21 protein-coding genes are annotated in these 25,375 nt (G+C 54.3%); 11 read left to right on the forward strand and 10 right to left on the reverse strand.

Annotation, left to right across the window (positions count from 1 at the left end):
• Nucleotides 1–44: 44 nt before the first annotated feature.
• Together zapA and ABLW18_RS01450 are read right to left on the reverse strand one after the other, a co-directional pair.
• Entirely contained in the window at nt 45–449 is a 405-nt protein-coding gene (gene zapA, locus ABLW18_RS01445; protein WP_347823106.1) for a cell division protein ZapA, read from the reverse strand.
• The gene (locus ABLW18_RS01450; protein WP_347823107.1) at nt 442–825 is read right to left on the reverse strand and encodes a hypothetical protein; all 384 of its coding nucleotides are present in this window, start codon (nt 823–825) and stop codon (nt 442–444) included. Before ABLW18_RS01450 ends, zapA begins: the two co-directional genes overlap by 8 nt.
• Before the next feature lie 199 nt (nt 826–1,024).
• On the opposite strand from ABLW18_RS01450, the gene tkt reads away from it, so the two are divergent.
• From tkt to gap (ABLW18_RS01470), 4 genes are all read left to right on the forward strand, one after another.
• A complete protein-coding gene (tkt, locus tag ABLW18_RS01455) occupies nt 1,025–3,040 on the forward strand; it encodes a transketolase (protein ID WP_347823108.1) in 2,016 nt (671 codons plus the stop codon).
• A 191-nt stretch (nt 3,041–3,231) separates the two neighbouring features.
• Complete coding sequence (gap, locus tag ABLW18_RS01460) at nt 3,232–4,233, forward strand: type I glyceraldehyde-3-phosphate dehydrogenase (protein ID WP_347823109.1); 1,002 nt, start codon at nt 3,232–3,234, stop codon at nt 4,231–4,233.
• A 15-nt stretch (nt 4,234–4,248) separates the two neighbouring features.
• Nucleotides 4,249–4,392 carry a hypothetical protein gene (locus ABLW18_RS01465; RefSeq protein ID WP_347823110.1) on the forward strand — a complete coding sequence of 48 codons (144 nt, stop codon included), beginning with the start codon at nt 4,249–4,251 and terminating at the stop codon, nt 4,390–4,392.
• Nucleotides 4,393–4,458: 66 nt separating this feature from the next.
• On the forward strand, nt 4,459–5,460 hold the full coding sequence (gene gap / locus ABLW18_RS01470) for a type I glyceraldehyde-3-phosphate dehydrogenase (protein ID WP_347823111.1): 1,002 nt from the start codon (nt 4,459–4,461) through the stop codon (nt 5,458–5,460).
• A gap of 20 nt (nt 5,461–5,480) precedes the next feature.
• Here the strand turns inward: gap (ABLW18_RS01470) and coaD are convergent, their stop codons facing one another.
• Together coaD and ABLW18_RS01480 are read right to left on the reverse strand one after the other, a co-directional pair.
• Nucleotides 5,481–5,978, reverse strand: a complete 498-nt coding sequence (gene coaD, locus ABLW18_RS01475) for a pantetheine-phosphate adenylyltransferase (protein ID WP_347823112.1) — start codon at nt 5,976–5,978, stop codon at nt 5,481–5,483.
• 84 nt (nt 5,979–6,062) lie between these two features.
• Entirely contained in the window at nt 6,063–6,977 is a 915-nt protein-coding gene (locus tag ABLW18_RS01480; protein ID WP_347823113.1) for a LysR family transcriptional regulator, read from the reverse strand.
• Between the two features lie 95 nt (nt 6,978–7,072).
• Here ABLW18_RS01480 and ABLW18_RS01485 point away from each other — a divergent pair, with 95 nt between their 5' ends.
• The 5 genes from ABLW18_RS01485 to ABLW18_RS01505 all read left to right on the forward strand — a co-directional run bounded on the left by ABLW18_RS01485 (nt 7,073) and on the right by ABLW18_RS01505 (nt 13,085).
• The gene (locus ABLW18_RS01485) at nt 7,073–8,572 is read left to right on the forward strand and encodes a CoA-acylating methylmalonate-semialdehyde dehydrogenase (RefSeq protein ID WP_347823114.1); all 1,500 of its coding nucleotides are present in this window, start codon (nt 7,073–7,075) and stop codon (nt 8,570–8,572) included.
• A 133-nt stretch (nt 8,573–8,705) separates the two neighbouring features.
• Entirely contained in the window at nt 8,706–9,842 is a 1,137-nt protein-coding gene (locus ABLW18_RS01490; protein WP_347823115.1) for an acyl-CoA dehydrogenase family protein, read from the forward strand.
• Complete coding sequence (locus ABLW18_RS01495; RefSeq protein WP_347823116.1) at nt 9,839–10,876, forward strand: enoyl-CoA hydratase/isomerase family protein; 1,038 nt, start codon at nt 9,839–9,841, stop codon at nt 10,874–10,876. Before ABLW18_RS01490 ends, ABLW18_RS01495 begins: the two co-directional genes overlap by 4 nt.
• A 1-nt stretch (nt 10,877) precedes the next feature.
• The gene (gene mmsB, locus ABLW18_RS01500; protein WP_347823117.1) at nt 10,878–11,750 is read left to right on the forward strand and encodes a 3-hydroxyisobutyrate dehydrogenase; all 873 of its coding nucleotides are present in this window, start codon (nt 10,878–10,880) and stop codon (nt 11,748–11,750) included.
• Nucleotides 11,751–11,759: 9 nt separating this feature from the next.
• The gene (locus ABLW18_RS01505) at nt 11,760–13,085 is read left to right on the forward strand and encodes an MmgE/PrpD family protein (RefSeq protein WP_347823118.1); all 1,326 of its coding nucleotides are present in this window, start codon (nt 11,760–11,762) and stop codon (nt 13,083–13,085) included.
• Here the strand turns inward: ABLW18_RS01505 and uvrA are convergent.
• The 6 genes from uvrA to ABLW18_RS01535 form a co-directional block, all read right to left on the reverse strand.
• Complete coding sequence (gene uvrA / locus ABLW18_RS01510; RefSeq protein WP_347823119.1) at nt 13,082–15,934, reverse strand: excinuclease ABC subunit UvrA; 2,853 nt, start codon at nt 15,932–15,934, stop codon at nt 13,082–13,084. The two genes, ABLW18_RS01505 and uvrA, sit on opposite strands and share 4 nt — an antisense overlap.
• Nucleotides 15,935–16,105: 171 nt before the next feature.
• Nucleotides 16,106–17,500 (reverse strand): dihydrolipoyl dehydrogenase, encoded by a 1,395-nt coding sequence (lpdA, locus tag ABLW18_RS01515; protein ID WP_347823120.1) that lies wholly within the window; start codon nt 17,498–17,500, stop codon nt 16,106–16,108.
• Nucleotides 17,501–17,610: 110 nt separating this feature from the next.
• Nucleotides 17,611–18,189, reverse strand: coding sequence for a DUF924 family protein (locus ABLW18_RS01520; protein ID WP_347823121.1), 579 nt, complete (start codon nt 18,187–18,189; stop codon nt 17,611–17,613).
• Nucleotides 18,190–18,263: 74 nt separating this feature from the next.
• Nucleotides 18,264–19,520, reverse strand: coding sequence for an MFS transporter (locus ABLW18_RS01525; RefSeq protein WP_347823122.1), 1,257 nt, complete (start codon nt 19,518–19,520; stop codon nt 18,264–18,266).
• Between the two features lie 69 nt (nt 19,521–19,589).
• A complete protein-coding gene (gene queA / locus ABLW18_RS01530) occupies nt 19,590–20,639 on the reverse strand; it encodes a tRNA preQ1(34) S-adenosylmethionine ribosyltransferase-isomerase QueA (RefSeq protein WP_347823123.1) in 1,050 nt (349 codons plus the stop codon).
• 70 nt (nt 20,640–20,709) lie between these two features.
• Entirely contained in the window at nt 20,710–23,991 is a 3,282-nt protein-coding gene (locus ABLW18_RS01535; RefSeq protein WP_347823124.1) for an AsmA-like C-terminal region-containing protein, read from the reverse strand.
• A 56-nt stretch (nt 23,992–24,047) separates the two neighbouring features.
• Here ABLW18_RS01535 and ABLW18_RS01540 point away from each other — a divergent pair, with 56 nt between their 5' ends.
• A complete protein-coding gene (locus ABLW18_RS01540) occupies nt 24,048–24,542 on the forward strand; it encodes a peroxiredoxin (protein ID WP_347823125.1) in 495 nt (164 codons plus the stop codon).
• A complete protein-coding gene (locus ABLW18_RS01545; RefSeq protein ID WP_347823126.1) occupies nt 24,539–25,369 on the forward strand; it encodes a ferritin-like domain-containing protein in 831 nt (276 codons plus the stop codon). Before ABLW18_RS01540 ends, ABLW18_RS01545 begins: the two co-directional genes overlap by 4 nt.
• Nucleotides 25,370–25,375 lie beyond the last annotated feature (6 nt).

Raw genomic sequence — 25,375 nt, forward strand, 5'->3', positions numbered from 1 at the left:
TGAGCCTGCCACCGGGACCAAACCCGCGAGATTAGCCCATAGTGCTAATCAGCAGATTGGGCGATCCGCTCTTCCAGATCATCCGCCGCGGCTTCAGCGCGCGCGGACAGCTCCGCCAGGCTCTCCAGTAGGGCTGGCGGAACCACGGGAACTTCAACTTTTTTTTCTACTGGTTTGATTTCTTGAGAAACTTCTCGAGGGGCCTCTTGCGCCTGTTCTAGAGCTGCTTCTGTGGCCCTGAGCTGTTCTTGCAAAGCCAAGGTACGATCTGCAAGCATAAGACCCGACATTAGCAACATCTGAGCTTCTGGCACACGCCCGACTTGCGCCAGCAGAGTGCTGGCCTCTGCGTCTAACGCGTCCCGGGCCTTTTGCAGCTGCGGCTCCTCACCTTCCGGGCAGTTGACTTTATAGGGACGTTGACCGATTTTAATGGTGACTTCAGGCATCGCGCGGCTCCTCACTGGTTTGGGTCAAGGCCTTCAGCAACATTTCAAGTTGCGCTGCCTCGGCGGCCCGTTCCACGGTTAATGTGTCAATCTCTGCCTGCATCGCGGCATTGACCAGACTTGCATCCCCCAGACCTTCAGCATTGGCCGCCCGCAATGCTTGATTTGACGCGCGCAATTGCGCATTGGACTTCATCACTTGTGACAACTGCGCATCAAGAGCGGCCAGAGCATCAATACCAACATTTTCCGGCGCAGCGGTCTCGGTCGGTGCTGGCGCCACTACACCACCGTTGGGCAAAACCGCTTCTGTCGCCGATGATATGCGCTGAATTGCAGCGGTAATCCTTTGTTCAAAAACAGAAATATCACTCATTGCTCATCTCACACCCCTGCGCCGTTGCCATCAACAGCTGTCTCGAATCGCGTTAACCACCCTTAGGGTAGGTTAAATTAACCTTAACGTCCAAGAGTCAGCACTTGAAACATTTTTTAAGAAATGGATCAGGTTACTTGATATTCCCTCTTCACTTGATAGGAAGCAACAACGTTTGCCCTTACAGAAAGTTAGCTCCGTGGATCTCAAAGCACTCGCCGCCAAGAACCCTGAACATTGGAAAAAAGCCGCTGCCATTCGCGCTTTGACGTTGGATGCGGTTGCCGCCGCAAATTCAGGTCACTCAGGTATGGCGATGGGCATGGCCGATGTGGCGACTGTTCTGTTCGAAAAGCACATGAAGTTTGACGCCTCTGCCCCCAATTGGCCAGATCGCGATCGTTTCATTCTCTCTGCGGGGCATGGGTCGATGCTGCTCTACTCACTGCTGCATCTGACCGGCTACGCCGATATGACGCTCGATGAGATCAGAAATTTCCGCCAATGGGGCGCGAAAACTGCGGGCCATCCAGAGTATGGCCACGCTTCTGGCATCGAAACAACCACGGGTCCACTTGGCCAAGGGATTGCCAACTCTATCGGCTTTGCCATGGCCGAGGAAATATTACGCGCCACATACGGCAAAAAAATTCAGAACCATTACACCTATGTCATCGCCGGGGACGGTTGCTTGATGGAAGGCATCAGCCAAGAGGCCATCGGGCTTGCAGGACGCCATGAGCTGGGTCATTTGATTGTGCTTTGGGATGATAACAACATCACCATAGATGGGACGGTTGAGCTCTCTGATCGGACAGATCAGGTGCAGCGTTTCAAAGCCTCAGGCTGGCATGTGCAAGCCATTGACGGCCACGATCCGGTCGCCATTGACGCGGCTTTGACCGCGGCGCGCAAATCAAAAAAACCCTCAATGATTGCCTGTAAGACCCATATCGCGCTGGGGCACGCAGCGCAGGACACGTCAAAAGGGCATGGCGCTCTTACGGATGCGGCGCAATTGGCTGATGCGAAAGCCAGCTATGGATGGCCCTATGGAGCATTTGAAATTCCAGCCGATGTAAAGGCCACTTGGGAGACCATTGGGGCGCGCGGCAGTGCAGAACGCGCCGAGTGGGACAACCGGTTCGCCGGTCTTTCTGCCGCGCGACAGGCGCAATTCAACCGCGCCTTTGCTGGCGCAGCCCCAAAAAAACTGGCCGCTGCGATCCGCGCCATCAAGAAAGATGCCGCCGACACCAAGCCAAAATTGGCCACCCGCTCAGCCTCGGAAAAAACCTTGCAGGCGGTTAATCCTGTGATGCCTGAAACCGTGGGCGGCTCGGCTGATTTGACCGGTTCAAACAATACAAAAACAGCGGACATGGGGATTTTTGATCCCGAAAATCGCGCTGGGCGGTATATCTACTACGGCATCCGCGAACATGGCATGGCTGCGGCAATGAACGGCATGGCGCTGCACGGCGGGATTCGCCCCTATGGTGGCACCTTCATGTGTTTCACCGATTATGCCCGCGGCGCAATGCGCCTCTCGGCTTTGATGGGCGTTCCAACCGTCTATGTCATGACCCATGATTCCATCGGCCTGGGTGAAGATGGTCCGACGCACCAGCCAGTCGAACATTTGGCCATTTCCCGCGCCACGCCAAACACTTTGGTTTTCCGCCCAGCCGACATAACGGAGACGGCAGAGGCATGGGAAGTGGCGCTCACTCAGCCAAGCACACCGACCGTCATGGCGCTTTCTCGTCAAGGCGTGCCTGCGGTGCGTGATGCGTATAAATCCGCAAATCTCAGCGCGCGCGGCGCCTATGTTCTGGCCGAGGCCGAGGGCAAGCGCCAAGCAATCGTGATGGCAACCGGTACGGAGGTCTCGCTGGCACTGGAAGCCCGCGATCTGCTGCAAGCTGAAGGTATTGGTACCCGTGTCGTCTCGATGCCTTGCATGGAGCTTTTCGCTCAGCAAGATGACGCATACCGCAAACGTATGTTGCCAGGGGGCGCAGTGCGCGTTGCCGTGGAAGCGGCTGTGCGCATGGGCTGGGATCAATGGTTGCTGGGGGAACGGGGACGCGAGTCCAAGGCTGGTTTTGTTGGCATGACGGGCTTTGGCGCCTCTGCCCCTGCCGATCGGCTCTATGAAGAGTTTGGCATCACCGCAGAAGCAATTGCACAGAAAGTCAAATCTTTGCTCTAAAACGGCCAGGGCTGCGGCAGGCACCGCAGCCTTTTTGCCGGGCGCAATTTTGATTCAAATTGTGTTATCGCAAGCAGTTATCGCTAACGCAAATGTTTTCGCTAACAAGTTGAAAATCAGCCGGTTTTGAACTTTAAATACCCCTCTGACCTTGCTAGTTCACCGGCAGGAATTTGCAAAAGGTGAGAGCGGTGACAGTAAAAATTGGCATTAACGGTTTTGGTCGCATTGGTCGCTGCGTTTTGGCACATATTGTGTCCTCTGGCCGCAAAGATGTTGAAGTTGTAAAAATCAACGCAACCGGCCCGCTGGAAACCAGCGCACATTTGATGCGATATGACAGTGTACACGGACGGTTCAATGGGGAAATTACTGTCGGCGAGGGCACGCTGGATCTCGGGCTCGGACCGATCAAAATGTTCTCGAGCTATGACCCCAACACGCTCGACTGGAGCGGCGTTGATGTTGTTTTGGAATGCACCGGAAACTTCAACGACGGTGAAAAAGCCAAGATCCACCTGGCGCGAGGTGCCAAAAAGGTCTTGATCTCAGCCCCGGCTGTCAATGTAGATCGCACCATTGTTTTGGGCGCCAATGAGGCCGCACTCTTGCCCAGCGATGTGATGATCTCGAACGGATCTTGCACGACAAATTGCCTCGCCCCGCTCGCCAAGGTGCTCAACGACGCCATTGGCATAGAGCGCGGAATCATGACCACTATCCACAGCTATACGGGCGACCAACCGACCCTAGACCGTCGCCACAGCGATCTTTATCGCGCTCGGGCCGCAGCCATGGCGTTGATCCCAACCTCCACCGGGGCGGCCAAGGCCCTTGGCGAGGTTTTGCCAGAAATGGCCGGGCGGCTTGACGGGACGGCTATTCGCGTCCCGACCCCAAATGTTTCATGCGTCGATCTAACCTTTGAGGCCGCGCGCGAGGTTACAAAAGAGGAGGTCAACGCCGCGGTGGAACGCGCAGCAAAGTGTGACCTGGCAGGTATTTTGGGATATGATCCTGCGCCAAAAGTCTCCATTGATTTCAATCACACACCAGAATCTTCAATTTTTGCGCCCGATCAAACCAAAGTGGTTGGCAGGACCACTGTCCGCGTATTATCATGGTATGACAATGAATGGGGCTTTTCTGTGCGCATGGCTGATTTGGCAGCAAAAATGGGGCAGCTTCAATAGTTCTTTGGAGTGACCATGACCCCGGGCCTGGCTCTATATGTTGCACTCGCCGCAATTGCTGCCATTGCAGCGGATTGGTTGTTGGCGCAAGTCAGTGCAATTTTATACCTGGCGCGCGCGTTTCTTGACCTAATCGACACAATTGCCTTCTGGCGATAACCGCGCCGGTTGACTTTTGCTGCGACCTATGATGTTAGCGCTATCAATGGAAAATGGGACACAGAAATGACATTAAAAGTTGCAATCAACGGATTTGGCCGTATTGGCCGCAATGTGCTGCGTGCGATTGTTGAATCGGGCCGAACAGATCTACAGGTCATCGCAATCAATGACCTGGGGCCAGTGCAAACCAATGCACATATGTTTAAGTATGACTCCGTGCACGGGCGATTTACAGGCTCAGTAACCCATGGGGATGACTTTATTGATGTCGGGCAAGGGCCCATTCGCGTCACAGCCATACGCAATCCAGCGGATCTGCCTTGGTCAGATGTGGATGTGGTTATGGAATGTACGGGTATCTTCACCTCAAAAGCCGATTGCCAAGCCTATCTCGACAACGGCTCCTCCCGCGTACTGATCTCAGCACCTGGAAAAGATGCAGATAAAACCATTGTTTACGGGGTCAATCACCATGCATTGACCTCAGATGACTTAATTGTTTCAAACGCATCTTGCACCACCAACTGCTTGGCGCCCATTGCCAAGGTTTTGCACGAATCCATCGGAATCAAGCGCGGGCTGATGACGACGATTCACAGCTATACCGGCGACCAGCCAACTTTAGATCGCACCCATAAAGACCTATACCGCGGCCGCGCTGCTGCTCTGTCGATGATCCCAACAACCACCGGCGCCGCCAAAGCCGTTGGCCTGGTGCTTCCAGAGCTGAACGGCAAATTGGACGGTGTAGCCATCCGGGTGCCAACTCCGAATGTCTCAGCTGTCGATCTAACCTTCGAAGCTGGACGCAGCACGGATGCCGCCGAAATTTTAGCGCTGATGCAGGCCGCGGCCGAGGGGCCACTCAAGGGCGTGCTCGATGTCGTGGATGCGCCTTTGGTTTCATCTGATTTCAACCACGACCAGCATTCCTCGATCTTTCATGCCGACCAAACCCTGATTATGGGCGGAGATATGGTGCGCGTGCTGTCTTGGTATGACAATGAATGGGCATTTTCCAATCGCATGGCCGATACAGCTGTCGCCATGGGCAAATTAATCTAGGATCCAATAAACGCGATACGTTATGACTGGCGCAGGCGGCGCTTCAAAGCCGCCTCGACAGCCGGGGTTACGAAGTTTGACACATCCCCATTCAAGCGGCAAATCTCTTTGACCAGTTTTGAGGCAATCGCCTGATGCTGCGCTTCGGCCATCAAAAAAACAGTTTCAATCGAAGAGTCCAACTGCCTATTCATACCAACCATCTGATATTCGTATTCAAAGTCTGAAACCGCACGCAATCCGCGCAAAATGATTCCGGCACCGACGTCGCGGGCGCAGTCAATCAAAAGGTTTTCGAATGCGTGCACCTGAATTTCGGTGCCGGTCTGTTCCGCGAGACGCGCTGCCTCAACTTCAATCATTGATACGCGCTCATCAAGATCAAACAGCGGCCCTTTATCGCGATTGATCGCAACACCTATGACCAAGCGGTCCACCAATGCGCAGCCACGACGGATAATATCAACATGTCCCAGCGTTATCGGATCAAAGGTTCCGGGGTAAAGGCCTATGCGCATTGTGACTTCTCCGACTTGATATAGCTACCAAGCCATAAATTGAGCGAATTGCAAGCCAACACGGGTTAAAAACACTGCATCAGATTAAATTTTAACACCCGGCGTTTCGGCCCAAGCCTCAAGTCTTTGAATTTCCGATCGCAAGCCGCTGACCAAAACCTGCGCGAATTGGTTGAGACGGCGGTTATGGCGATCATCTGCGGAGCGGACTAAAAAGAAACTGCGTATCAGGCTCAGTTGATCCACTAAAATTCGACGCAATTCCGGGGCAAAAGGCAGGGCAAAATCGTGCACAATGCCGAGCCCAGCACCTTGCCGCAACAGATTCATTTGGACAGAAATGGAATTGGATGCCAGCTGCACCCGCCGCAGGCCGAGCGGTTCAAGGTAATCCAGCTCTTTGTCAAAGATCATGTCCTGAACATAACCAACAAAGGGCAGCTCTTTGAGATCGCCCAGGCGTTCTGGCCTTTTGTGGCTCTGCCAAAGCTCCGTTGAGGCCGCGAGATGCAGCCGATAGTCAGCAATTTTTTGTACCATAAGCCGCCCAGCCGTGGGTTGGCTCACCCCAATCGCCATATCAGCCTCGCGCCGGGTCAGGTTAAAAACCCGCGGCAGAGCCACGATTTGAATGTCCAGATCTGGATAAGTTTTCGTAATGTCGCCACAGACCTGTGGCAGCAGGAAATTGGCACATCCATCCGGCGCACCGATACGAATTTGACCCCGAAGCCCCGCCCCGTCACCGCGCAAAGCTCCAAGTCCCGCATTCAAAGAGGCTTGCGCAGCGTCCACATGCGCCACCAACCCGTGCCCCGCTTCCGTTAACTCATAGCCCTTTGGAGATTTTGAAAAAAGCGGCGTTGCATGGGTTTGCTCCAACCTGGCAATTCTGCGACTGACTGTTGCCGGGTCAATTTTTAAAACCTGCGCCGCAACCGTCAGGCTGCCCGATTGTGCCACAGTCAGAAAAATGCGGAGATCATCCCAGTTTTCCATTACAAACCTACAATTTCGCAAAATGATTTTGGATTATTTTCGCTTTTAATTACATTATTGCAAGATTAAAAGCAAAACAAACAAGGAGACCCCCTATGCAAAAGTTAACCCACTATATCAATGGCGCCCATGTCGAAGGCACCTCTGGTCGTTTTGCCGATGTCTACAACCCAGCCACGGGCGAGGTTCAAGCCAAAGTGCCACTGGCCAATGGCGCAGAGCTGGATCAAGCCGTGGCCCATGCCGCCGCCGCCCAACCCGCATGGGCCGCCGTCAATCCCCAGCGCCGAGCGCGGGTTTTGATGAAATTCGTGGATCTTTTGAACCGCGATATGGACAAATTGGCCGAGGCTCTGAGCCGCGAACACGGCAAAACTTTGCCAGATGCCCAAGGCGATGTAATCCGCGGTTTGGAAGTTGTGGAATATTGCATCGGTGCGCCGCAATTGCTGAAAGGTGAATTTACCGACAGCGCCGGCCCCGGTATTGACATGTACTCTATGCGTCAGGCTTTGGGCGTCACAGCCGGCATCACACCGTTTAACTTTCCAGCCATGATTCCAATGTGGATGTTCGCGCCGGCCATTGCCTGCGGCAACGCATTTATCCTTAAACCCTCTGAGCGCGACCCATCTGTGCCGTTGATGTTGGCAGAATTGCTCGAAGAAGCTGGCCTGCCCAAGGGCATTTTGCAGGTTGTGAATGGCGATAAGGAAGCGGTAGACGCGATCCTGCATCATGATGTTATTCAATCTGTAGGCTTCGTCGGCTCGACCCCTATCGCGGAATATATCTATGCGACCGGTTGCGCCAATGGTAAACGGGTGCAGTGTTTTGGTGGTGCGAAAAACCATATGATTATCATGCCCGATGCGGATATGGACCAGGCGGCCGATGCGCTCATGGGCGCGGGCTATGGCGCCGCCGGTGAACGCTGCATGGCTATTTCCGTCGCTGTTCCCGTGGGAGAAGACACAGCAGATCGCCTGATGGAGAAATTGATCCCGCGGGTTGAGGCACTGAAAGTGGGCCCCTACACGGCCGGCAATGATGTAGACTACGGCCCGGTTGTCACCGCAGCTGCCAAGGCAAATATCGAACGTTTGGTGCAAACCGGCATCGATCAAGGTGCAAACCTCGTGGTGGATGGGCGTGATTTCAACCTCCAAGGCTACGAAGACGGCTTTTTTGTCGGTGCGCATTTGTTCGACAATGTGACCAAGGACATGGATATCTATAAATATGAAATTTTTGGCCCCGTACTGTCCACCGTTCGCGCCGAAACCTATGAAGAAGCGCTCGGGCTGGCAATGGATCATGAATATGGCAATGGAACTGCGATCTTTACCCGTGATGGCGATACCGCCCGCGATTTTGCCAACCGGGTCAATGTCGGCATGGTGGGCATCAATGTGCCGATCCCTGTGCCTTTGGCCTATCACACCTTTGGGGGTTGGAAAAAATCAGTCTTCGGCGATTTGAACCAGCACGGTCCGGATGCGTTCAAATTCTACACACGCACCAAAACCGTGACCTCGCGCTGGCCTTCGGGCACCAAGGAAGGCGGCGAGTTCTCTATTCCCGTCATGGAATAGGTCATGCTGCGTGCCGGTGGCCAGCACGCCCCGGCGCGCGCAACAGGCAGCAGACTATGCCTTCAAAATAGAAGCTGGATTCCTGGCTTGGGATTTGCTTCACTTGCCGCAACGCAATTACAGGAGCTGTCTCATGGATTTTGCCCTTTCCGAAGAACAATCCGCGATTTTTGATATGGCCCGCGATTTTGGAGCCAGCCATATTGCGCCTTTTGCACGGGACTGGGAGGCGGCCGGCGAAATTCCAAAGAGCCTTTGGCCACAATTGGCTGAATTGGGCTTTGGCGGGCTATACGTCCGCGAAGAAAATGGCGGATCGGGTTTAAGCCGTCTGGATGCCACTTTGGTGTTTGAGGCGCTTTCAATGGCCTGCCCGACGGTGGCCTCCTTTCTGTCCATACACAATATGTGCGCCGCGATGATCGACAAATTTGGCTCTGAGGCGCTGCGCGACAAATATCTTCCCCAAGCTTTGACTATGGAGACCTTCTTTTCCTATTGCCTGACCGAGCCGGGCTCGGGGTCTGATGCGGCAGCGTTGAAAACAAGGGCGGACAAAAGCAACACCGATTACTCCCTCACCGGCACCAAGGCCTTTATCTCGGGAGGAGGCTATTCGGATGCCTATATAATCATGGCCCGTACCGGTGACGACAGTCCCAAAGGCATCTCTGCCTTGATCGTGGAAGATGGTGCAGAAGGGCTATCCTTTGGCGGGCTTGAAGATAAAATGGGCTGGCGGGCGCAACCCACCCGGCAGGTACAGCTGGATGAATGCAAAACACCGATCGAAAATCTTTTGGGCGACGAAGGGCTTGGGTTTTCCTACGCCATGGCTGGGCTGGACGGCGGACGGCTCAATATTGCCGCGTGTTCTCTGGGCGCCGCGCAACAGGCCTTTAACGCAACCCGCGCCTATATGGCCGAGCGCAAAGCATTTGGGAGATCCATTGATCAGTTTCAAGCCCTGCAATTTCGTCTGGCCGATATGGAAATTGAGCTGCAGTCAGGGCGTATATTTCTGCGGCAAGCCGCTTGGAAACTGGACAATGGCGCACCAGACGCGACGCATTTCTGCGCCATGGCCAAAAAGCTGGTGACAGATCTGGGCAGCAAAGTAGCCAATGACTGTCTGCAACTGCACGGCGGCTATGGTTATTTGGCCGATTACGGCGTTGAGAAAACCGTGCGCGATCTCAGAGTGCATCAAATCTTAGAAGGCACCAATGAAATCATGCGGATGATCGTTGCAAGGGGATTGCGCCCGTGAGTGATCTCATCGCGCGCAAAGACGGAAAAGCGGGGCGATTTACGCTCAATCGCCCCGGCGCTTTGAACGCTTTGACCTATGAGATGTGCCTGCAAATCGAGAGTTACCTTGGCAAGTGGGAAGCAGATCCTGACATTGAATTGATCCTTTTTGAAGGCGCGGGGGAGCGGGCATTTTGCGCCGGAGGCGACATAACCGCCATGTATAAGACCGCCTTGGCCGGGGACTATGATTATGGCCGACAATTTTGGACCGATGAGTACCGCCTCAACGCAAAACTTGCCACCAGCCACAAACCAATCGTCAGTTTTCTGCACGGTTTTACAATGGGTGGCGGCGTGGGGCTGGGCTGTCATCTGCCACATCGCATTGTTTGCGAATCCAGTCAAATTGCCATGCCAGAATGCGGCATTGGCCTTGTGCCAGATGTCGGCGGCTCCTTACTTTTGGCCCGAGCACCCGGGCGCTACGGTGAATATCTCGGCACAACAGCCAGTCGTATGGGGTCAGCTGACGCTATTTTTGCAGGCTTTGCAGACCATTTTATCCCGCAAGACCATTGGCCCAGGGTGATCCGCGCCCTTTGCGACACGGGCGATGTTTCGGCCATTGCCGAGGCAGCCGGCCCGGTGGGCCCGGCCCCGCTATTGCAGATTGAAAAGCAAGTGAATGAGTTTTTCCGCGGCGAATATTTTGGCGATATCGTCAACAATCTCAATCACACGGGCGGCGATTTTGCCGAAGATTGCATCAAGAAACTGGCCCGCTCCAGCCCGCTGGCCATGGCAGCGACCATCGAACTGATCCATCGCGTGCGCGGGCTGGATGATATCGTTTTGGCTTTGGGCATGGAATATCGCTTCACCTACCGAGCCGCCGAACACGGCGATTTCATCGAGGGCATCCGAGCTATGGTGATCGACAAAGACAAATCCCCAAAATGGCGACACGCGATGACGGAACCGCTCCTGCCAGCGGCCAGTGCCATGTTGCGCCCTTTGGGAGCCCATTCCCTTGATCTCACGGAGACTTGATATGAATATCGGATTTATCGGACTTGGAAATATGGGCGCGCCTATGGCCAAAAACCTGGCCGCTGCGGGCCACGTGGTCTTGGGATACGACCCAGCAGGTATCACAACGGAAGGTGTGACCGCAGCTGCCAGCGCCGAAGCGGCGGCAACCGGCGCCAATGTGGTCATAACCATGCTGCCCAATGGGAAAATCGCCCAGACAGTGGCCGATCAAGTCCTGCCGGTTATGGGAAAAGGCACAGTCCTGTTGGATTGTTCAACCATCGACGTGGCGACAGCCCGCAGAATTGACAGCCGCGCCGAAGACCATGGGATTGGCTTCCTCGACGCCCCGGTTTCTGGCGGCGTCGGCGGAGCGGAGGCTGGTACGTTGACCTTCATGGTCGGCGGGTCGGCCGAGAGCTTTGCGGAAGCAACCCCCCTGTTTGACATCATGGGACGTACAGCCGTTCATTGCGGCGGCGCTGGCAATGGACAATCGGCAAAAATATGCAACAATATGATTCTTGGCATCACGATGATTGGCACCTGTGAGGCCTTCGCACTGGCCGATAAACTTGGCTTGGACAGGCAAGCCATGTTTGACGTGGTCAGCACCTCCTCGGGCTACAGCTGGACGATGAATGCCTATTGCCCGGCGCCCGGCATAGGGCCGCAAAGCCCCGCGGATAATGGCTACGCGCCTGGCTTTGCCGCAGATCTCATGCTCAAAGATCTACGCCTATCACAACAGGCTGCACAAGATGTGGATGCCGACACCCCCATGGGAGCGGCGGCGACTGAACTTTACAAAATATTTGTCGAACAAGAGGATGGTAGCGGTCGAGATTTCTCTGCGATGCTGCCACGATTCGAGGGCCGCACACGATCCTAGGAGCCACAAATGTTGATGCAAGACTTTGCCGCAAGCCTGTCTTATCAGGACCTGCCTGAGGATGTTCTCAAAGTTTTGAGGCGCTCTCTGCTCGACAGCCTTGGAGTTGCGGCCATTGGCTCGCAAACCGAAATGGCAAAGATAGGAACAAAAACCGCAAGAATGCTGTTCGGCGCCACTTCGGCCTCCGCTGCACGCTGTCTTTTTGATGGGCATTTGGCCAGCTTGGCCGGCGCTGCGATGGCCGGAGCGATCTCGATTGACAGCATCGATGCCCACGATGGCACCTCCCCTTGCAAAGGTCATGCGGGATCTGCGATCTTTCCAGCACTTTTGGCTCTGGCCGATGAACGCCCGATGACAGGGCAGGATTTTGCAACCTATTTGGCATTGGCCTATGAGATCTCCTACCGAGCCGGGCTGACACAGCATGACACCTGCGCCGATTACCACACATCAGGAGCCTGGACTGCGGTTGGGGTTGCAGCAATGACCGCGAGGGTTATTGGCTGCAATCCCATGCAGATCCATGAGGCCGCAGGAATTGGCGAATATCATGGTCCACGCAGCCAAATGATGCGCTGCATTGATCACCCTACGATGGTGCGCGACGGGGTTGGCTGGGGTGCGCCCACCGGGCTCACGGCGGGATTTTTGGCCCTCAACGGATTCACCGGCGCACCGGCGCTCACCTGTGAGGGGCCGCATTGGCACGGCTTGGGCGAGACCTGGAATTTGGTGAGCGACACCCATTACAAGCCCTACCCGTGTTGTCGTTGGGCCCACCCAAGCATCGATGCTGCTGCCGACCTTATGGCCAAGCACCAAATCACCCATCAAGAGATCAGCTCTGTGGAGATCAAAACCTTCCACAATGCCACCCGCCTGGCCGGGCATCGCCCTTCAACAGCCGATGAATTTGCCTATTCGATTGCCTTTCCTGTGGCCTGTATGATTGTGCGCGGCCAAATCGGCCCAGAGGAATTGATGGCCGAGACGCTCAAAGATCCCGAAATCTTGCGCATAAGCACCGCGACTGAATTGATTGACGACCCACATTTAACGCAGATCAGCGAGGGAAAACGCTGGGCGCAGGTGAGCCTGCGCCTGCGCGATGGGCGCAGCTACGACAGCGCGCCACGCAGCCCACGCGGCGATGTCGATATGCCCCTGGAAGATGCAGAAATTTCCCAGAAATTCCACCTGTTCGCGGATCCCATCTTAGGGTGGCACAATTCGAAAATTCTCGAAAATCTTTGCGCAAATTTTGACCAACTGGATCCGCCCGGACTGCAGTCTTTGCTGGAATTGGTCCTAAAGAAACCCGAGATTTAAAGCGCTGTTTGCGCCGCGAGCATTTGCTTAAGATAGCGTCCAGTATGGCTTTGCGGAACTTTTGCGACGGCCTCGGGCGTTCCGTTGGCCACCACCTGCCCTCCGCCGTCGCCCCCCTCGGGGCCAATGTCAATAATGTGATCGGCGGTTTTCACCACATCCAAGTTGTGTTCGATCACGATGACAGAATTTCCCTGATCAACCAGCTCATGCAGCACTTCGAGCAATTTACGCACATCGTCAAAATGCAGGCCTGTGGTCGGTTCATCTAGTATATATAAGGTACGGCCCGTGCTGCGCTTGGACAGCTCTTTCGATAGCTTCACCCGTTGCGCCTCGCCCCCTGACAGGGTTGTGGCTTGCTGACCCACTTTAATATAGCCCAGCCCTACCCGCATGAGCGCATCCATCTTCTCACGGATAGAGGGCACAGCCTTGAAAAAATCCTGCGCCATCTCAACGGTCATATCCAGCACGTCCGCAATGGATTGCCCTTTAAACTTTACCTCAAGAGTTTCACGGTTGTAGCGCGCGCCCTTGCATGTCTCACATTCTACATAGACATCCGGCAGAAAGTGCATTTCAATTTTGATCACCCCATCGCCCTGACAAGCCTCGCAACGCCCACCTTTGACGTTAAAGGAGAACCGCCCTGGTTTATATCCGCGTGCCTTCGCCTCAGGTAGGCCCGCGAACCAATCGCGGATCGGTGTGAATGCACCCGTATAGGTGGCCGGATTGGAGCGCGGCGTGCGGCCAATTGGACGTTGATCAATATCGATAACCTTGTCGAGATGCTCCAGACCTTTGACTGTCTCACATGGGGCCGGTGTTTGCCGCGCACCATTCAGGTTCATTGAGGCTGTTTTGAACAGTGTCTCGATGGTCAAGGTCGACTTGCCCCCCCCCGAAACGCCCGTCACGCAGACAAACTGTCCCAGCGGAAAATCTACCGTAATATTTTGCAGATTATTTCCCGTCGCCTTGCGCACGGTGACTTTCTTTTTGTTGCCCACACGGCGTGTGCTTGGAATTTCAATGCGCCGGCGTCCCGACAGATAATCCCCGGTGACAGAGGCCGCATTGGCAACGATCTGCTCAGGTGTGCCTTTGGCTACGACCTGCCCGCCATGCACGCCAGCGCCAGGTCCGATGTCGAACACATAATCGGCCTCCCGAATGGCCTCTTCATCATGTTCAACTACGATAACCGTATTGCCTTGATCTCGAAGGTTTTTGAGCGTGGTTAAAAGGCGGTCATTGTCCCGCTGATGCAGGCCGATGCTCGGCTCATCAAGCACATAGAGCACGCCCTGCAGCCCAGAGCCAATTTGGCTGGCGAGGCGAATCCGTTGGCTTTCACCACCAGACAGCGTGCCAGAACTGCGCGCCAAAGTGAGATATTCGAGCCCAACGTTGTTCAAAAACCCGAGTCTTTCGCGAATCTCCTTCAAAATTGGCCCGGCAATGGCCAGCTTTTGTCTACTCAACTGTTCTGGCACGGATTTGCACCATTCAAAGGCCTCCTTAATAGACATTTGCACCACTTGCCCGGCGTGCAACGCGGCAATTTTGACCGCCAAAGCCTCTGGGCGCAGACGATACCCGCCGCAGGTGCCGCAGGAGCGATTGTTTTGATACCGCTCAAACTCTTCGCGGATCCAATTGCTGTCGGTCTCGCGGTAACGGCGCTCCATATTGGGAATGACACCTTCAAAGCTGCGGGTCACCTGATACACCCGCCCTGCCTCGTCATAGCGAAATAAGATTTCTTCCTTACCAGAGCCATACAGAAAAACCTTCTGCACGTGTTCCGGCAGGTCTTTCCACTTGGCAGAAGGCTTGAAATCGTAGTGTTTGGCAATTGATTCAATTGTTTGAATGAAGTAAGGCGAATTGCCTTTGCGCCAGGGGGCCAAGGCACCATCGGAAATTTTTAGGGTTTGATCAGGCACCACGAGACGTTCGTCAAAGAACAATTCAACCCCCAAGCCGTCACATTGCGGACAGGCGCCGAAGGGCGCATTGAAGGAGAACAGACGCGGTTCAATTTCAGGGATGGTAAATCCGGATACAGGACAGGCGAATTTTTCGCTGAACGTATGGCGCTCGGGGTCGCCCTCATTGGGTGCAGTTTCAAGTATGGTAATGCCATCAGCCAGATCTAAAGCCGTACGAAAACTATCGGCCAAACGGGTTTCGATCCCTCCACGCACCACGATCCGGTCAACGACCACATCAATGTCATGGCGAAATTTTTTGTTGAGCGCAGGTGGTTCGTCCAAATCATAAAACTCACTATCAACTTTGACACGTTGAAAGCCTTGTTTGCGCAGCTCGGCGAATTCTTTGCGGTACTCGCCCTTCCGGTCGCGCACAATGGGTGCCAGTAAATAGCCGCGCGTGCCCTCCTCCATAGCCATGACCCGATCAACCATGTCTTGAACCTGTTGCGCTTCTATCGGCAATCCAGTTTCCGGAGAAAACGGCGTGCCAACCCGCGCGAACAACAGCCGCATGTAGTCATAAATTTCCGTCACCGTACCGACAGTGGAACGGGGGTTTTTTGAGGTGGTTTTTTGCTCAATGGAGATCGCGGGGCTCAAACCGCTGATGTGATCAACATCAGGTTTTTCCATCATATCAAGAAATTGTCGCGCATAGGCAGACAGGCTTTCCACATATCGCCTTTGCCCTTCCGCATAGATTGTATCAAAGGCCAAAGAGGATTTGCCCGAACCCGACAGCCCGGTTATGACCACCAATTGATCGCGGGGTATATCTACATTTATGTTCTTTAAATTGTGCTCGCGTGCACCGCGTACTTCAATGTTTTTTAGCTCAGCCATTTTGGACCCCAAATCTTTGAACATAACATAGTGTTAACTCGCAGCGGGGCCACTTAAAAAATGAGATCATTTAGGAAACATAGAGTTTTATTACACCAAAAGATCGGATTGAGAAACACCAGCGCAAAGGACATCGCTTTGCGCTGGTGCCTTGCTAAATGTTCCCAGATTTCAAATGTGGATGGCGCGATCCCAAGCGTCTAAAACACTCTCATGCATCATTTCCGATAAGGTGGGATGTGGGAAGACAGTTTGCATCAAATCTTCTTCCGTAGTTTCCAGCTGCCGCCCAACCACATAGCCTTGAATCAGCTCTGTGACTTCCGCGCCAATCATATGCGCCCCCAGGAGCTGACCTGTTTTGGCATCGAAAACGGTTTTGACCATACCTTCCGACTCGCCCAAAGCAATCGCCTTGCCATTGCCTATGAAAGGGAAGCGCCCAATGCGCACCTCATGACCTGCCTCCTTTGCCTGTGCTTCGGTATATCCGACGCTGGCCACCTGCGGCGTGCAATAGGTGCAACCGGCAATACTTTCGGGCTTGACCGGATGAGGTGTGCCGCCGGCGATCATTTCAGCCACCATGACCCCCTCATGACTGGCCTTGTGCGCCAGCCACGGTGCTCCAGCCACATCGCCAATGGCATAGACACCGGCCACCGCAGTGCGGCAATAAGCATCGGTTTTAATATGGGTCCGATCCACTTCGACGCCAAGCGCCTCAAGCCCTAGATCCTCCACATTGCCCACGATCCCAACAGCAGAGATCACCGTGTCAAACACCTCAGTTGTGACTTTGCCGTTCTGTTCGATATGCGCTGTGACAGAGCCTTGACCGCGATCAAGTTGTTTCACAACGGTTTTTATGCGAATTTTCATTCCCTGCTCTTCAAAAGCCTTTTGAGCGAAGGCGGAAATTTCTGCGTCCTCCACGGGCATCACCCGGTCCATCACCTCAACCACCGTGGTATCAACACCGAGCGTGTTATAGAAATTGGCAAATTCGATACCAATTGCGCCGGAGCCAATCACCAAGAGCTTTTTCGGCATGCGCGGCGGGGTCAGAGCGGTTTTATAGGTCCAAACCAGATCCCCATCCCCCTCAACACCGGGCAATTCGCGCGCCCGCGCCCCGGTGGCAATGATGATATGCTTGGCCGATAAGCTCTCCTCACCTTTGGCCGTTTTAACCGAGACCTGGCCGGGGGCCATGAGGGTCGCCGCACCCATCAGGGCGGTCACTTTATTCTTTTTCAGCAAATGGGCGACGCCGCCATTCAGTTGTTTTGCGATGGCTCGAGACCGCGCCACAACAGCATCGAGATCATAGTCAATTCCCTGAGCCGACAAACCAAATTCCTTGGCACGCTGCATCAAATTATACACCTCAGAGGAACGCAGCATCGCTTTCGTAGGAATACAGCCCCAGTTGAGACATATGCCTCCCATATGCTCGCGTTCCACCACGATAGTTTTTAAACCCAATTGCGCCGCACGAATTGCCGAAACGTAGCCCCCTGGCCCCGCTCCAATCACGATCACATCATATGCATTCTCAGCCATCACAGGACTCCGTTTTGAAACTAGTTTAATATTAAACTATAATTCAAGCCAGTACAAATCGAAATTTTGCAAGTACCGATGCTGGCGCCCATAGCAGCCATGCCGAGTCCTTACGGGTTTGCAGAAAGACTCTTAAGCGTAAAATCATATCCGCCCGCTTGGGTATAAGTCACCTCCGGCGCTGTTGCGCGCCGGTTCAACGCAGCATTGCGCGCTGGAAAGCGGCCAAATTTGCGGATGATATCCCGATGCGCCTGAGCATGGGGCAATTGCACGGCCTTGCCCTGTGGCAGGCGAGATGTAATCAACCGCACAGCACGATCTTGATCTGTAAGGCTCTCAGAATGCATCAAGGGCATATAGAAAAACTGTCGCGCCGGCTCGTCAATCTTCAAATCCCATCCATTGTGCAACGCAGCTTTGGAAGCCGCTCGGGCATGGCGATCTGATCCAAATGATCGCGCAGTTCCCCGAAACATATTACGGGGCACTTGATCCATCAAAATCAAATACGCAAGCGTGCCAGTCGCATAGGTCAACCAAAGCCCGTTGGCCCCATTGAGCGTATTCCACCAAAGCTGTTCGAACCGCCTGCGCACCTCATTATCGAGCGCCTCATCGGCATCATACCATCTCTCTGGTCCAACTTCGTCCAGCCAAAAATCAACAACTTCGTTAACAGTTGTCATATGTCCGCTCCGGTTCGTCTGACTTTCATTAATTTCTACCCATCTAATTCAGAAGTGCAAAGAAAAAGGTAACTCTATGTTTCATTTGTTTCATCTTCCAAGGCTGTTTCGATGTAATATTCCGAAGCGACCTCGACCGCGACCGGGCTGGCCGAGGGCAGAACCGGCGCATATGCACCATCGTCGATGCCCGCACGCGACCGCTGAGTCATCCGGTAAATCGCGTAACTCGCGAGGACGAGCATCAAAAGGGCAATCATACCAAAGAATGCCTGGGCACCAAAACTGTCCATCATCCAGCCCGTCACCAAAGGCCCGGTTATCGCGCCCATGCCATTAATAAATATCAACCCTCCTGAGGCCGCGGCCATATCGTCTGGATCGAGATAGTCATTGGTATAGGCGATTAGAAGTGAATAGAGCGGATTGGATGTGCCCCCGATCACGAAAGCGGCCACTAGAAGTGCGCCAAAATAATAATCGAAAAACATCGCCAGAAGCGAGAAAATCCCGCCCGCTGCAGCGACGAGCATGATCACAAGCCGACGGTCCATACGATCCGAAAACCAGCCAATCGGGTATTGCATCAGCAAGGCGCCGACATAAATGCTTGAAACAAAAATCGATATTTGTGCAATCGTCAGACCAGCAGCAACGCCATAGACCGCAGACATGCCAAATTGTGCCGAGAAAACGCCGCCCAGAAGAAACATGCCAAAACAACCCAATGGAGATGTCTCCAGCAATGTCCTGAGCGGCATAGGTTTTGCGGTTTCAAAGGCTGGCGTTGGAGAAATGGACAGCAAGATCGGCGCGAAAGAAATTGAAACTAAAACGGATGACAAAATAAACAAGGCGTAGCCACTTGCATCCCCCATAGCCAAAAGCGCTTGTGCGCTGACAATTCCAAACATCTGTACGATCATATAGATCGAGAGCGCCTTGCCCCGATTGGCGTTGTCGGAAGAATTATTGAGCCAGCTTTCCGCAGTGACATATACACCTGAGAAACAAAACCCGATCACAACGCGCCCAAAAGCCCAAGCCACCGGATGAGCAAAGGCTGGATAGAGGATCAAAATAGCCGAGATAAATGACGCGAGGGCCGCGAAGACCCGCACGTGTCCCACGCGGCGGATCATTTCCGGGGCCAGGCGTGAACCGCCCAAAAAACCCGCGAAATAGGCTGCCATCACAATGGACATCTCGAAGGTGGAAAATCCTTCGATCCCGCCTCGCACGCCGAGCAAGGTGCCTTGCAACCCATTGCCCACCATCAACAACATCATGCCGATCAGCAGCGCCCAAGAGCGCGACAAAACCTGAAACATTACACTTCCTCAAATTAAAACAGGGACAAAGCAACCGTTAGGCACGCGCTCTTCTTTATCCAAACGACATTATGACGCAAGAAGCAATGATGCATCGCCGTAACTGAAAAAGCGATAATTTTTCGCCACTGCATGAGCGTAGATCGCATCCAAATGTGGTTTGCCCATCAAAGCGGCCACCAACATTAGGAGGGTCGACTTCGGCAGGTGGAAATTGGTCATCAGCCCATCCGTAATCTGAAACTCAAACCCCGGATAAATGAAAATATCAGTATCCCCTTCGAAAGGCCGAAGGCTCCCACCGCGCGCGGCCGTCTCTATCAGGCGCAAAGCGGTCGTACCCACCGGAATAATCCGACCACCCGCCGCGCGGGTTTGCTCAATTTCTGCGACGGCCTGCGGCGTCACATGGCCCCATTCGGCGTGCATTTTATGGGCTGTAACCTCTTCCACCTTGACCGGAAAAAATGTCCCTGCCCCGACATGCAAGGTGACATAGCTTATTGTCACCCCATGACCCTGCAAAGCGGCCAAGGCTGCTGCATCCAGATGCAAAGAGGCCGTTGGCGCCGCCACCGCACCGCGATGCTTGGCCCAAACGGTTTGATAATCGCTGTGATCTTGCGCATCGGCGGCCCGTTTTGACGCGATATAGGGTGGCAGAGGCATTTGCCCGCTGACATCCAATGCCGCATCCAGCTCTGCCCCTTGAGCGGAGAAATTCAGCACAGCTTCACCATCGGTTTTGACAACACAGCGAGCCGATAGGCCGGCTGCAAATATGATCTCTTCACCGACCGCCAATTTGCGCAGAGGCTTTATGAGGGCTTTCCAGCGCCCGCTGGCCTGCGGTTCCAACAGGGTGACTTCAATCTTCGCCTCAACTCTTCCCTGTGCCGATTGCCGCGCCCGTATCCCCGAGAGGCGTGCCGGGATCACTTTGGTATCGTTCAGCACCAAGCGATCCCCTGGCCGTAAATAGCTGCAAAGATCACGAACAAGCGCATCTTCGATCTGCCCAGCTTGGCTCACCAAGAGTTTGGCGTCACCGCGCGGAGACATTGGGCGAATCGCGATCCGGTCCTCTGGCAAGTCAAAATTAAAGTCTGAGAGTTTCATAGCGCACCACTTGAGAAGCGCTCCCATTAGCGGCAATCAAATCATTTGGCAAACCCGAAACCGGCGCCGCTTACTCTTGTTGCGGCGGTCGACGGCGAAAAATTTCGCGAAACATTCCAGGTGTCAACAAGGACAAAGGATTGACCGCCGCTTGCGGAGTTTCCAATGCGCCGCGGAGGGTGAAATTAAAGCCAATCAACCCCTCCCCACGCCGGGTGAGAACTGATCCCAAGCCATTGAGCAGGTAAAAGGGTGACAAGACACCTTGCATGTCGAGCTGTTTGCGTTTGGTATCGACATAGCCGTCCATGGACATGCCAAGAGAAGGTCCGACCGCACTGGAGCGGAAGATCGTGAACAGCTCTTTGTTAATATTGAATTCACCCTCAATGGTCGCAAAGAAAATGCCTTTTCCATCCAATTGATCAGGCAAGCCGATAATTGACGCAGCGCTGAGCAATTGTGCAATCGCCGGAGCATCATTGACGCGAACCGAGGTGATATTCATGACGCCGTTCCAGCCATCGGCATGCGGTGCGAGATCCAGTATCATCTCGCCGCCGCTGGCCTGTCGCAACAATCCTGCATCGCGCAAAACGCCGCCTGCGTCCTGCGATGTGACGGACAGGCGCAGTCCCGCACCCTGGCCGGACATTTGACCTGTGATGCCCAAACCGCCATTGACGCGACCGCTAAAGGCCCCGCCAGCCGCGAGACCGCCGTCAAAATCGGCCTTTACGTCACTGAGAAACAGACTGTTCGACAGCTGCAGCCGGCCCAAATTGAAGGACAAAGGCATTGGCCTCGTCGCGCCCGTAGGCGCAGGATCACCGCCCTTCAATTTTCCGAAGCTGCGCAGATCCATATCTCCAGACAATAGCATGCGCATGGGAGCGCCAGCTCCCCGGTGAATAATGGTTGCGGCCCCATCGAGCCAATCCCCAACATCCAAGCGCGACAGCAAGATACGGTCGAGACCATCGTCATCGAATTGAACCGCGCCCTCAAGAGACAAGCCCTGCGCCTCAAGCGACAAAAGATCCACCTGCAATGGCTTGCCAAAAACCCCTTGCACCCGCAATTGCGCCAATTGCGCCGTCGGCTTTGACCAGTTCAATGCGGCAGATTGCAACTCTGTGCCCATCAGATCGGACGTCAGCTCAAAGCCCACTGGCTTATTTTTCGCGATATTCAAAAGCAAAGCGCCCTCTGCGCGCCCTTTTAAACTGCCCTCTGGCAGACCGATATTGAGCGCTTTGAGGCTCTTCGGGGTCAGCTCAAATTTTGCAGTCACTTGGCTGGACAAATTTGGTGCACCCAGTGGTTGCGACCAACGGCCCTCAAATGGAATATCAAAGACTCGCCCGGCTCCTGAAATTTCGATCAAATCTGGCGCCCCTGTCAATTGCAACAGCTCAGCCGTGAAGATGCGCCCCGGCACCAAAACCTCACTGCGCAGATCGTGCAACGTACCGGTTAAATCATAGGCCACTTCACTCGGTTTGACCCCCGATTTCAGACGGGTTTCAATTTCAATGGCCAGCTGCGCCTGCCCTGAAACATCATCAATGCCGCGTTTGGTCTTTGTGGGTATCTCAAAGGGTTTGTTGTCCATGAGAGACATCACGGTTGGAACGGATCCCGTGCCTCTCAGATCAAATATCACCGGCGGATCAGGCACGCGCACATTGGGCACACGCATGATCGAGCCATCCATATGCAAGCGCCCGCCCTCAGCGGCTTGGACATAGCCACTCTCCAAGGCCAAAATAAATTCATCACGCTCGAAAACGCCGTAGCCGATACCCTCCGAAATCACCGGCATATGCCGCATGAATTTCACGTCCGCCTTTTCAAACTGAAAGCTACTGGCCAAGATCGCCGCTGTACCCGCTGTTTGACGCAGATCCACGGTCAGATTTTTGAGTGTTCCGTTGCGCACGTTTCGCCCAAACCAGCGCCGGCTTTTGGTATTTAACATCTCCGGCCACAGGGTCATGACGGTTTCGGTGCCTACCGAAGGCACCCGCCCCTGCCCGTCATATGACCAACCTAAGGGCGTTAGCGCAGCTTGGCCAGAAAGACTCAGATTGGTCCCATTCACCTCAGCCTGCAACAAGCCCAAATCAAGCGTAAGCGGATCATAATTCAGCTTCACCTGCCCACTGGCAGCTGTCACGCGTAATGGCTCCGGCCACCAGGGTGTTTTGTCAAATATTGCGCTGTCCACATCAAGATTCAAGACCATCCCGCTAGAGCTGCGCTGCGACGACCCGCCCAGCTGCAACAATGCATAGCCCTCTGCCGAGATCGCGCCCCAATCACTCTTGATCAAGGCACGCGAGACATCGAGGCGCGCGCGTTTGGGATCATATGTGAAATAGGTTTTCGCTTCACTGTAGGAGACCGGAGAACTTTCTGGACCGGCGCTCAACGTGCCTGCGCCAAAATCGAGCAAGGCGTTCAATGTGCCAACTTTGCCTTGGGCGCGCGCGCTGCGAAAACTTCCCGACAGGGTGCCCCCCACGAAATTGAGCCAGGTCAGCGCTTTAGATTGGACTGCAAGATCCTGCGCCGGCAGATTGTCGAACTCAGCCCCCAAAGTACCAGCGCCCGGCCCTGTGGCATTGTAAAACAATCCCAAAGTGGCCAATTCGCCCCCTCCAGCTAAAAGCGCTAAATCCCCCCGCAGAGCCATCAGTCCATTTTCACGCAGCGCAGATAAGCGGCCGCCGTCTAAGGTCCAGGCGCGCTTGGTCACTCGGTCAGTATAATTAACGACCAATTGATCCAAGCGCGCTTCAGTCAGGCGGCTAAAATACTCACGTTCGAAGAACGCCTCTGTGGCACTCAATATCTCATCCAAAGAGCCTATGTCGGTCGCATTTTCTGAGATAACAAAGCCAGCGTCAAAGCTTCCATCAAGCCTACGCTGCAGATCGACAATGGCATCCGTCAGCGTCAGAGATCGGGGCGAGATCTCCCCGAATAGCAGCGCCGGCCCATGGATCACCACATCCAAGGCACCAAACTGTACCCCAGCGCCGGTTTGCCCATCCGAAAGGTGCACCCCATGCAGCACCAACTGAGGATGAAACAATTCGGTAAGTCCCAACTCGGCATGGCTAAATTCCACGATTGGCAATGTACGATTAGCGTTCAAAACTTGCGATAACTTCACCCGTAAGAGCTCAGGCACGGGGAGCGTGCGATCTTGCATAATCGCCACCAACAACCCGAAACACAGCAAGACCGACCAGCACAGCGTATAGACCGCCACAGCTAGCCGGGACACTGGCCGGCGGCGCGGGGGCGCTTTGGTGTCTTGATCTTGCTGAGCAGATTGCGCCATTGTGCAAAGGGCCCCTTTCAATTTCTGCATTCTGGCCTAAAAGATAGTTCGTAACAATGGCTCTCAGATACCCCGAGGATATGATGATCTCAATCGGCGATAATGCACCGCAATTCACCCTGTCAACCAACGGAGGCGGCCAGTTTTCTTTTGCGGAGGCTGCCGGCAAATATTTGGTCTTATATTTCTACCCAAAAGACGACACCCCGGGCTGCACCAAGGAAGCCATTGGATTTTCCGAAGAACGCGCGGCCTTCAAAGCGCAAAATGCGTTGGTGGTTGGTGTGTCGCGCGATACAGTCCAAAAACATGATAAATTCATCAGCAAACACGATTTGCACATCCCTTTGATTTCCGACGAGGAAGGACGCCTCTGCGAAGCATTTGGCACATGGGTTGAGAAGAACATGTATGGCAAAACCTATATGGGCATAGAGCGCGCCACGTTTTTGATTTCTCCCGAAGGGAAATTGCTAGAAATTTGGCGCAAGGTCAAAGTGTCTGGCCATGTCGAAGAGGTTTTATCCCGGTTGCAATCGCTAAATTCATGATGGCTTTGGCACAAATGGCCTGCGCGGTGCTGAACACTGCGGAAGGGCGAGCCAAATCTGCCCTGTCCAGGGAATTTGCCGCGCAATGGAACGCCGCGCGCGCCGCCGAAGACGATGTCGAAATTGGCAGCTGCACGCCGCCGGACACGCCCGCTCGCCCGAAAGCGCCCGAATTACGCGCGCCGCGGGATGTACCGAGACGCAAAACCGGCTCCAGAGAAGGCCGCAACGCTCTCTTGCATGCGGTGGCCCATATTGAATTGAATGCAGTGGATCTTCATTGGGATCTGATCGCCCGGTTTTCGCATATCCCAATGCCTTTGGGATTTTATGATGATTGGGTAAAGGCGGCAGATGAGGAAAGTAAACATTTTAATCTGATGTGCGACTGTCTTGAAGCCCATGACAGTTTTTATGGTGCTATGCCCGCCCACGCCGGCATGTGGCGCGCAGCCCAGGACACTCAGACGGATTTTCACGGTCGGTTGGCGGTGGTGCCTATGGTACTTGAGGCGCGCGGGCTGGACGTCACCCCCGGCATGATCCGCATTTTCGAAAATGCAAAAGACACGCAGGTCGTTGAGGCGCTCAATGTGATCTATGCTGAGGAAGTCGCCCATGTGGCCTATGGCTCGAAATGGTTCCATTTTTTATGCGGGCGGGACGATTTAGACCCCAAACCTTTGTTTCACGACCTCGTGCGCCGATATTTTCATGGGCCTCTCAAGCCACCTTTTAACGAGGAAAAGCGTGCCGAAGCTGGGATCGCACCCGATTTTTACTGGCCCCTTGCAGATGAAATGCCGCCGCCACCGGCGATGCGTTAGAGGCTG

Origin of the sequence: uncultured Planktomarina sp. (assembly GCA_943788425.1) — a bacterium.
Lineage (GTDB): Bacteria > Pseudomonadota > Alphaproteobacteria > Rhodobacterales > Rhodobacteraceae > Planktomarina.

What these genes read in the sequence shown, in the direction of transcription:
- zapA (WP_347823106.1), bottom strand. Translation starts at nt 449, where the DNA reads ATGCCTGAAGTCACCATTAAAATCGGTCAACGTCCCTATAAAGTCAAC.
- ABLW18_RS01450 (WP_347823107.1), bottom strand. Translation starts at nt 825, where the DNA reads ATGAGTGATATTTCTGTTTTTGAACAAAGGATTACCGCTGCAATTCAG.
- ABLW18_RS01465 (WP_347823110.1), top strand. Translation starts at nt 4,249, where the DNA reads ATGACCCCGGGCCTGGCTCTATATGTTGCACTCGCCGCAATTGCTGCC.
- gap (WP_347823111.1), top strand. Translation starts at nt 4,459, where the DNA reads ATGACATTAAAAGTTGCAATCAACGGATTTGGCCGTATTGGCCGCAAT.
- coaD (WP_347823112.1), bottom strand. Translation starts at nt 5,978, where the DNA reads ATGCGCATAGGCCTTTACCCCGGAACCTTTGATCCGATAACGCTGGGA.
- ABLW18_RS01480 (WP_347823113.1), bottom strand. Translation starts at nt 6,977, where the DNA reads ATGGAAAACTGGGATGATCTCCGCATTTTTCTGACTGTGGCACAATCG.
- ABLW18_RS01485 (WP_347823114.1), top strand. Translation starts at nt 7,073, where the DNA reads ATGCAAAAGTTAACCCACTATATCAATGGCGCCCATGTCGAAGGCACC.
- ABLW18_RS01490 (WP_347823115.1), top strand. Translation starts at nt 8,706, where the DNA reads ATGGATTTTGCCCTTTCCGAAGAACAATCCGCGATTTTTGATATGGCC.
- mmsB (WP_347823117.1), top strand. Translation starts at nt 10,878, where the DNA reads ATGAATATCGGATTTATCGGACTTGGAAATATGGGCGCGCCTATGGCC.
- ABLW18_RS01505 (WP_347823118.1), top strand. Translation starts at nt 11,760, where the DNA reads ATGTTGATGCAAGACTTTGCCGCAAGCCTGTCTTATCAGGACCTGCCT.
- uvrA (WP_347823119.1), bottom strand. Translation starts at nt 15,934, where the DNA reads ATGGCTGAGCTAAAAAACATTGAAGTACGCGGTGCACGCGAGCACAAT.
- lpdA (WP_347823120.1), bottom strand. Translation starts at nt 17,500, where the DNA reads ATGGCTGAGAATGCATATGATGTGATCGTGATTGGAGCGGGGCCAGGG.
- ABLW18_RS01520 (WP_347823121.1), bottom strand. Translation starts at nt 18,189, where the DNA reads ATGACAACTGTTAACGAAGTTGTTGATTTTTGGCTGGACGAAGTTGGA.
- ABLW18_RS01525 (WP_347823122.1), bottom strand. Translation starts at nt 19,520, where the DNA reads ATGTTTCAGGTTTTGTCGCGCTCTTGGGCGCTGCTGATCGGCATGATG.
- queA (WP_347823123.1), bottom strand. Translation starts at nt 20,639, where the DNA reads ATGAAACTCTCAGACTTTAATTTTGACTTGCCAGAGGACCGGATCGCG.
- ABLW18_RS01535 (WP_347823124.1), bottom strand. Translation starts at nt 23,991, where the DNA reads ATGGCGCAATCTGCTCAGCAAGATCAAGACACCAAAGCGCCCCCGCGC.
- ABLW18_RS01540 (WP_347823125.1), top strand. Translation starts at nt 24,048, where the DNA reads ATGGCTCTCAGATACCCCGAGGATATGATGATCTCAATCGGCGATAAT.
- ABLW18_RS01545 (WP_347823126.1), top strand. Translation starts at nt 24,539, where the DNA reads ATGATGGCTTTGGCACAAATGGCCTGCGCGGTGCTGAACACTGCGGAA.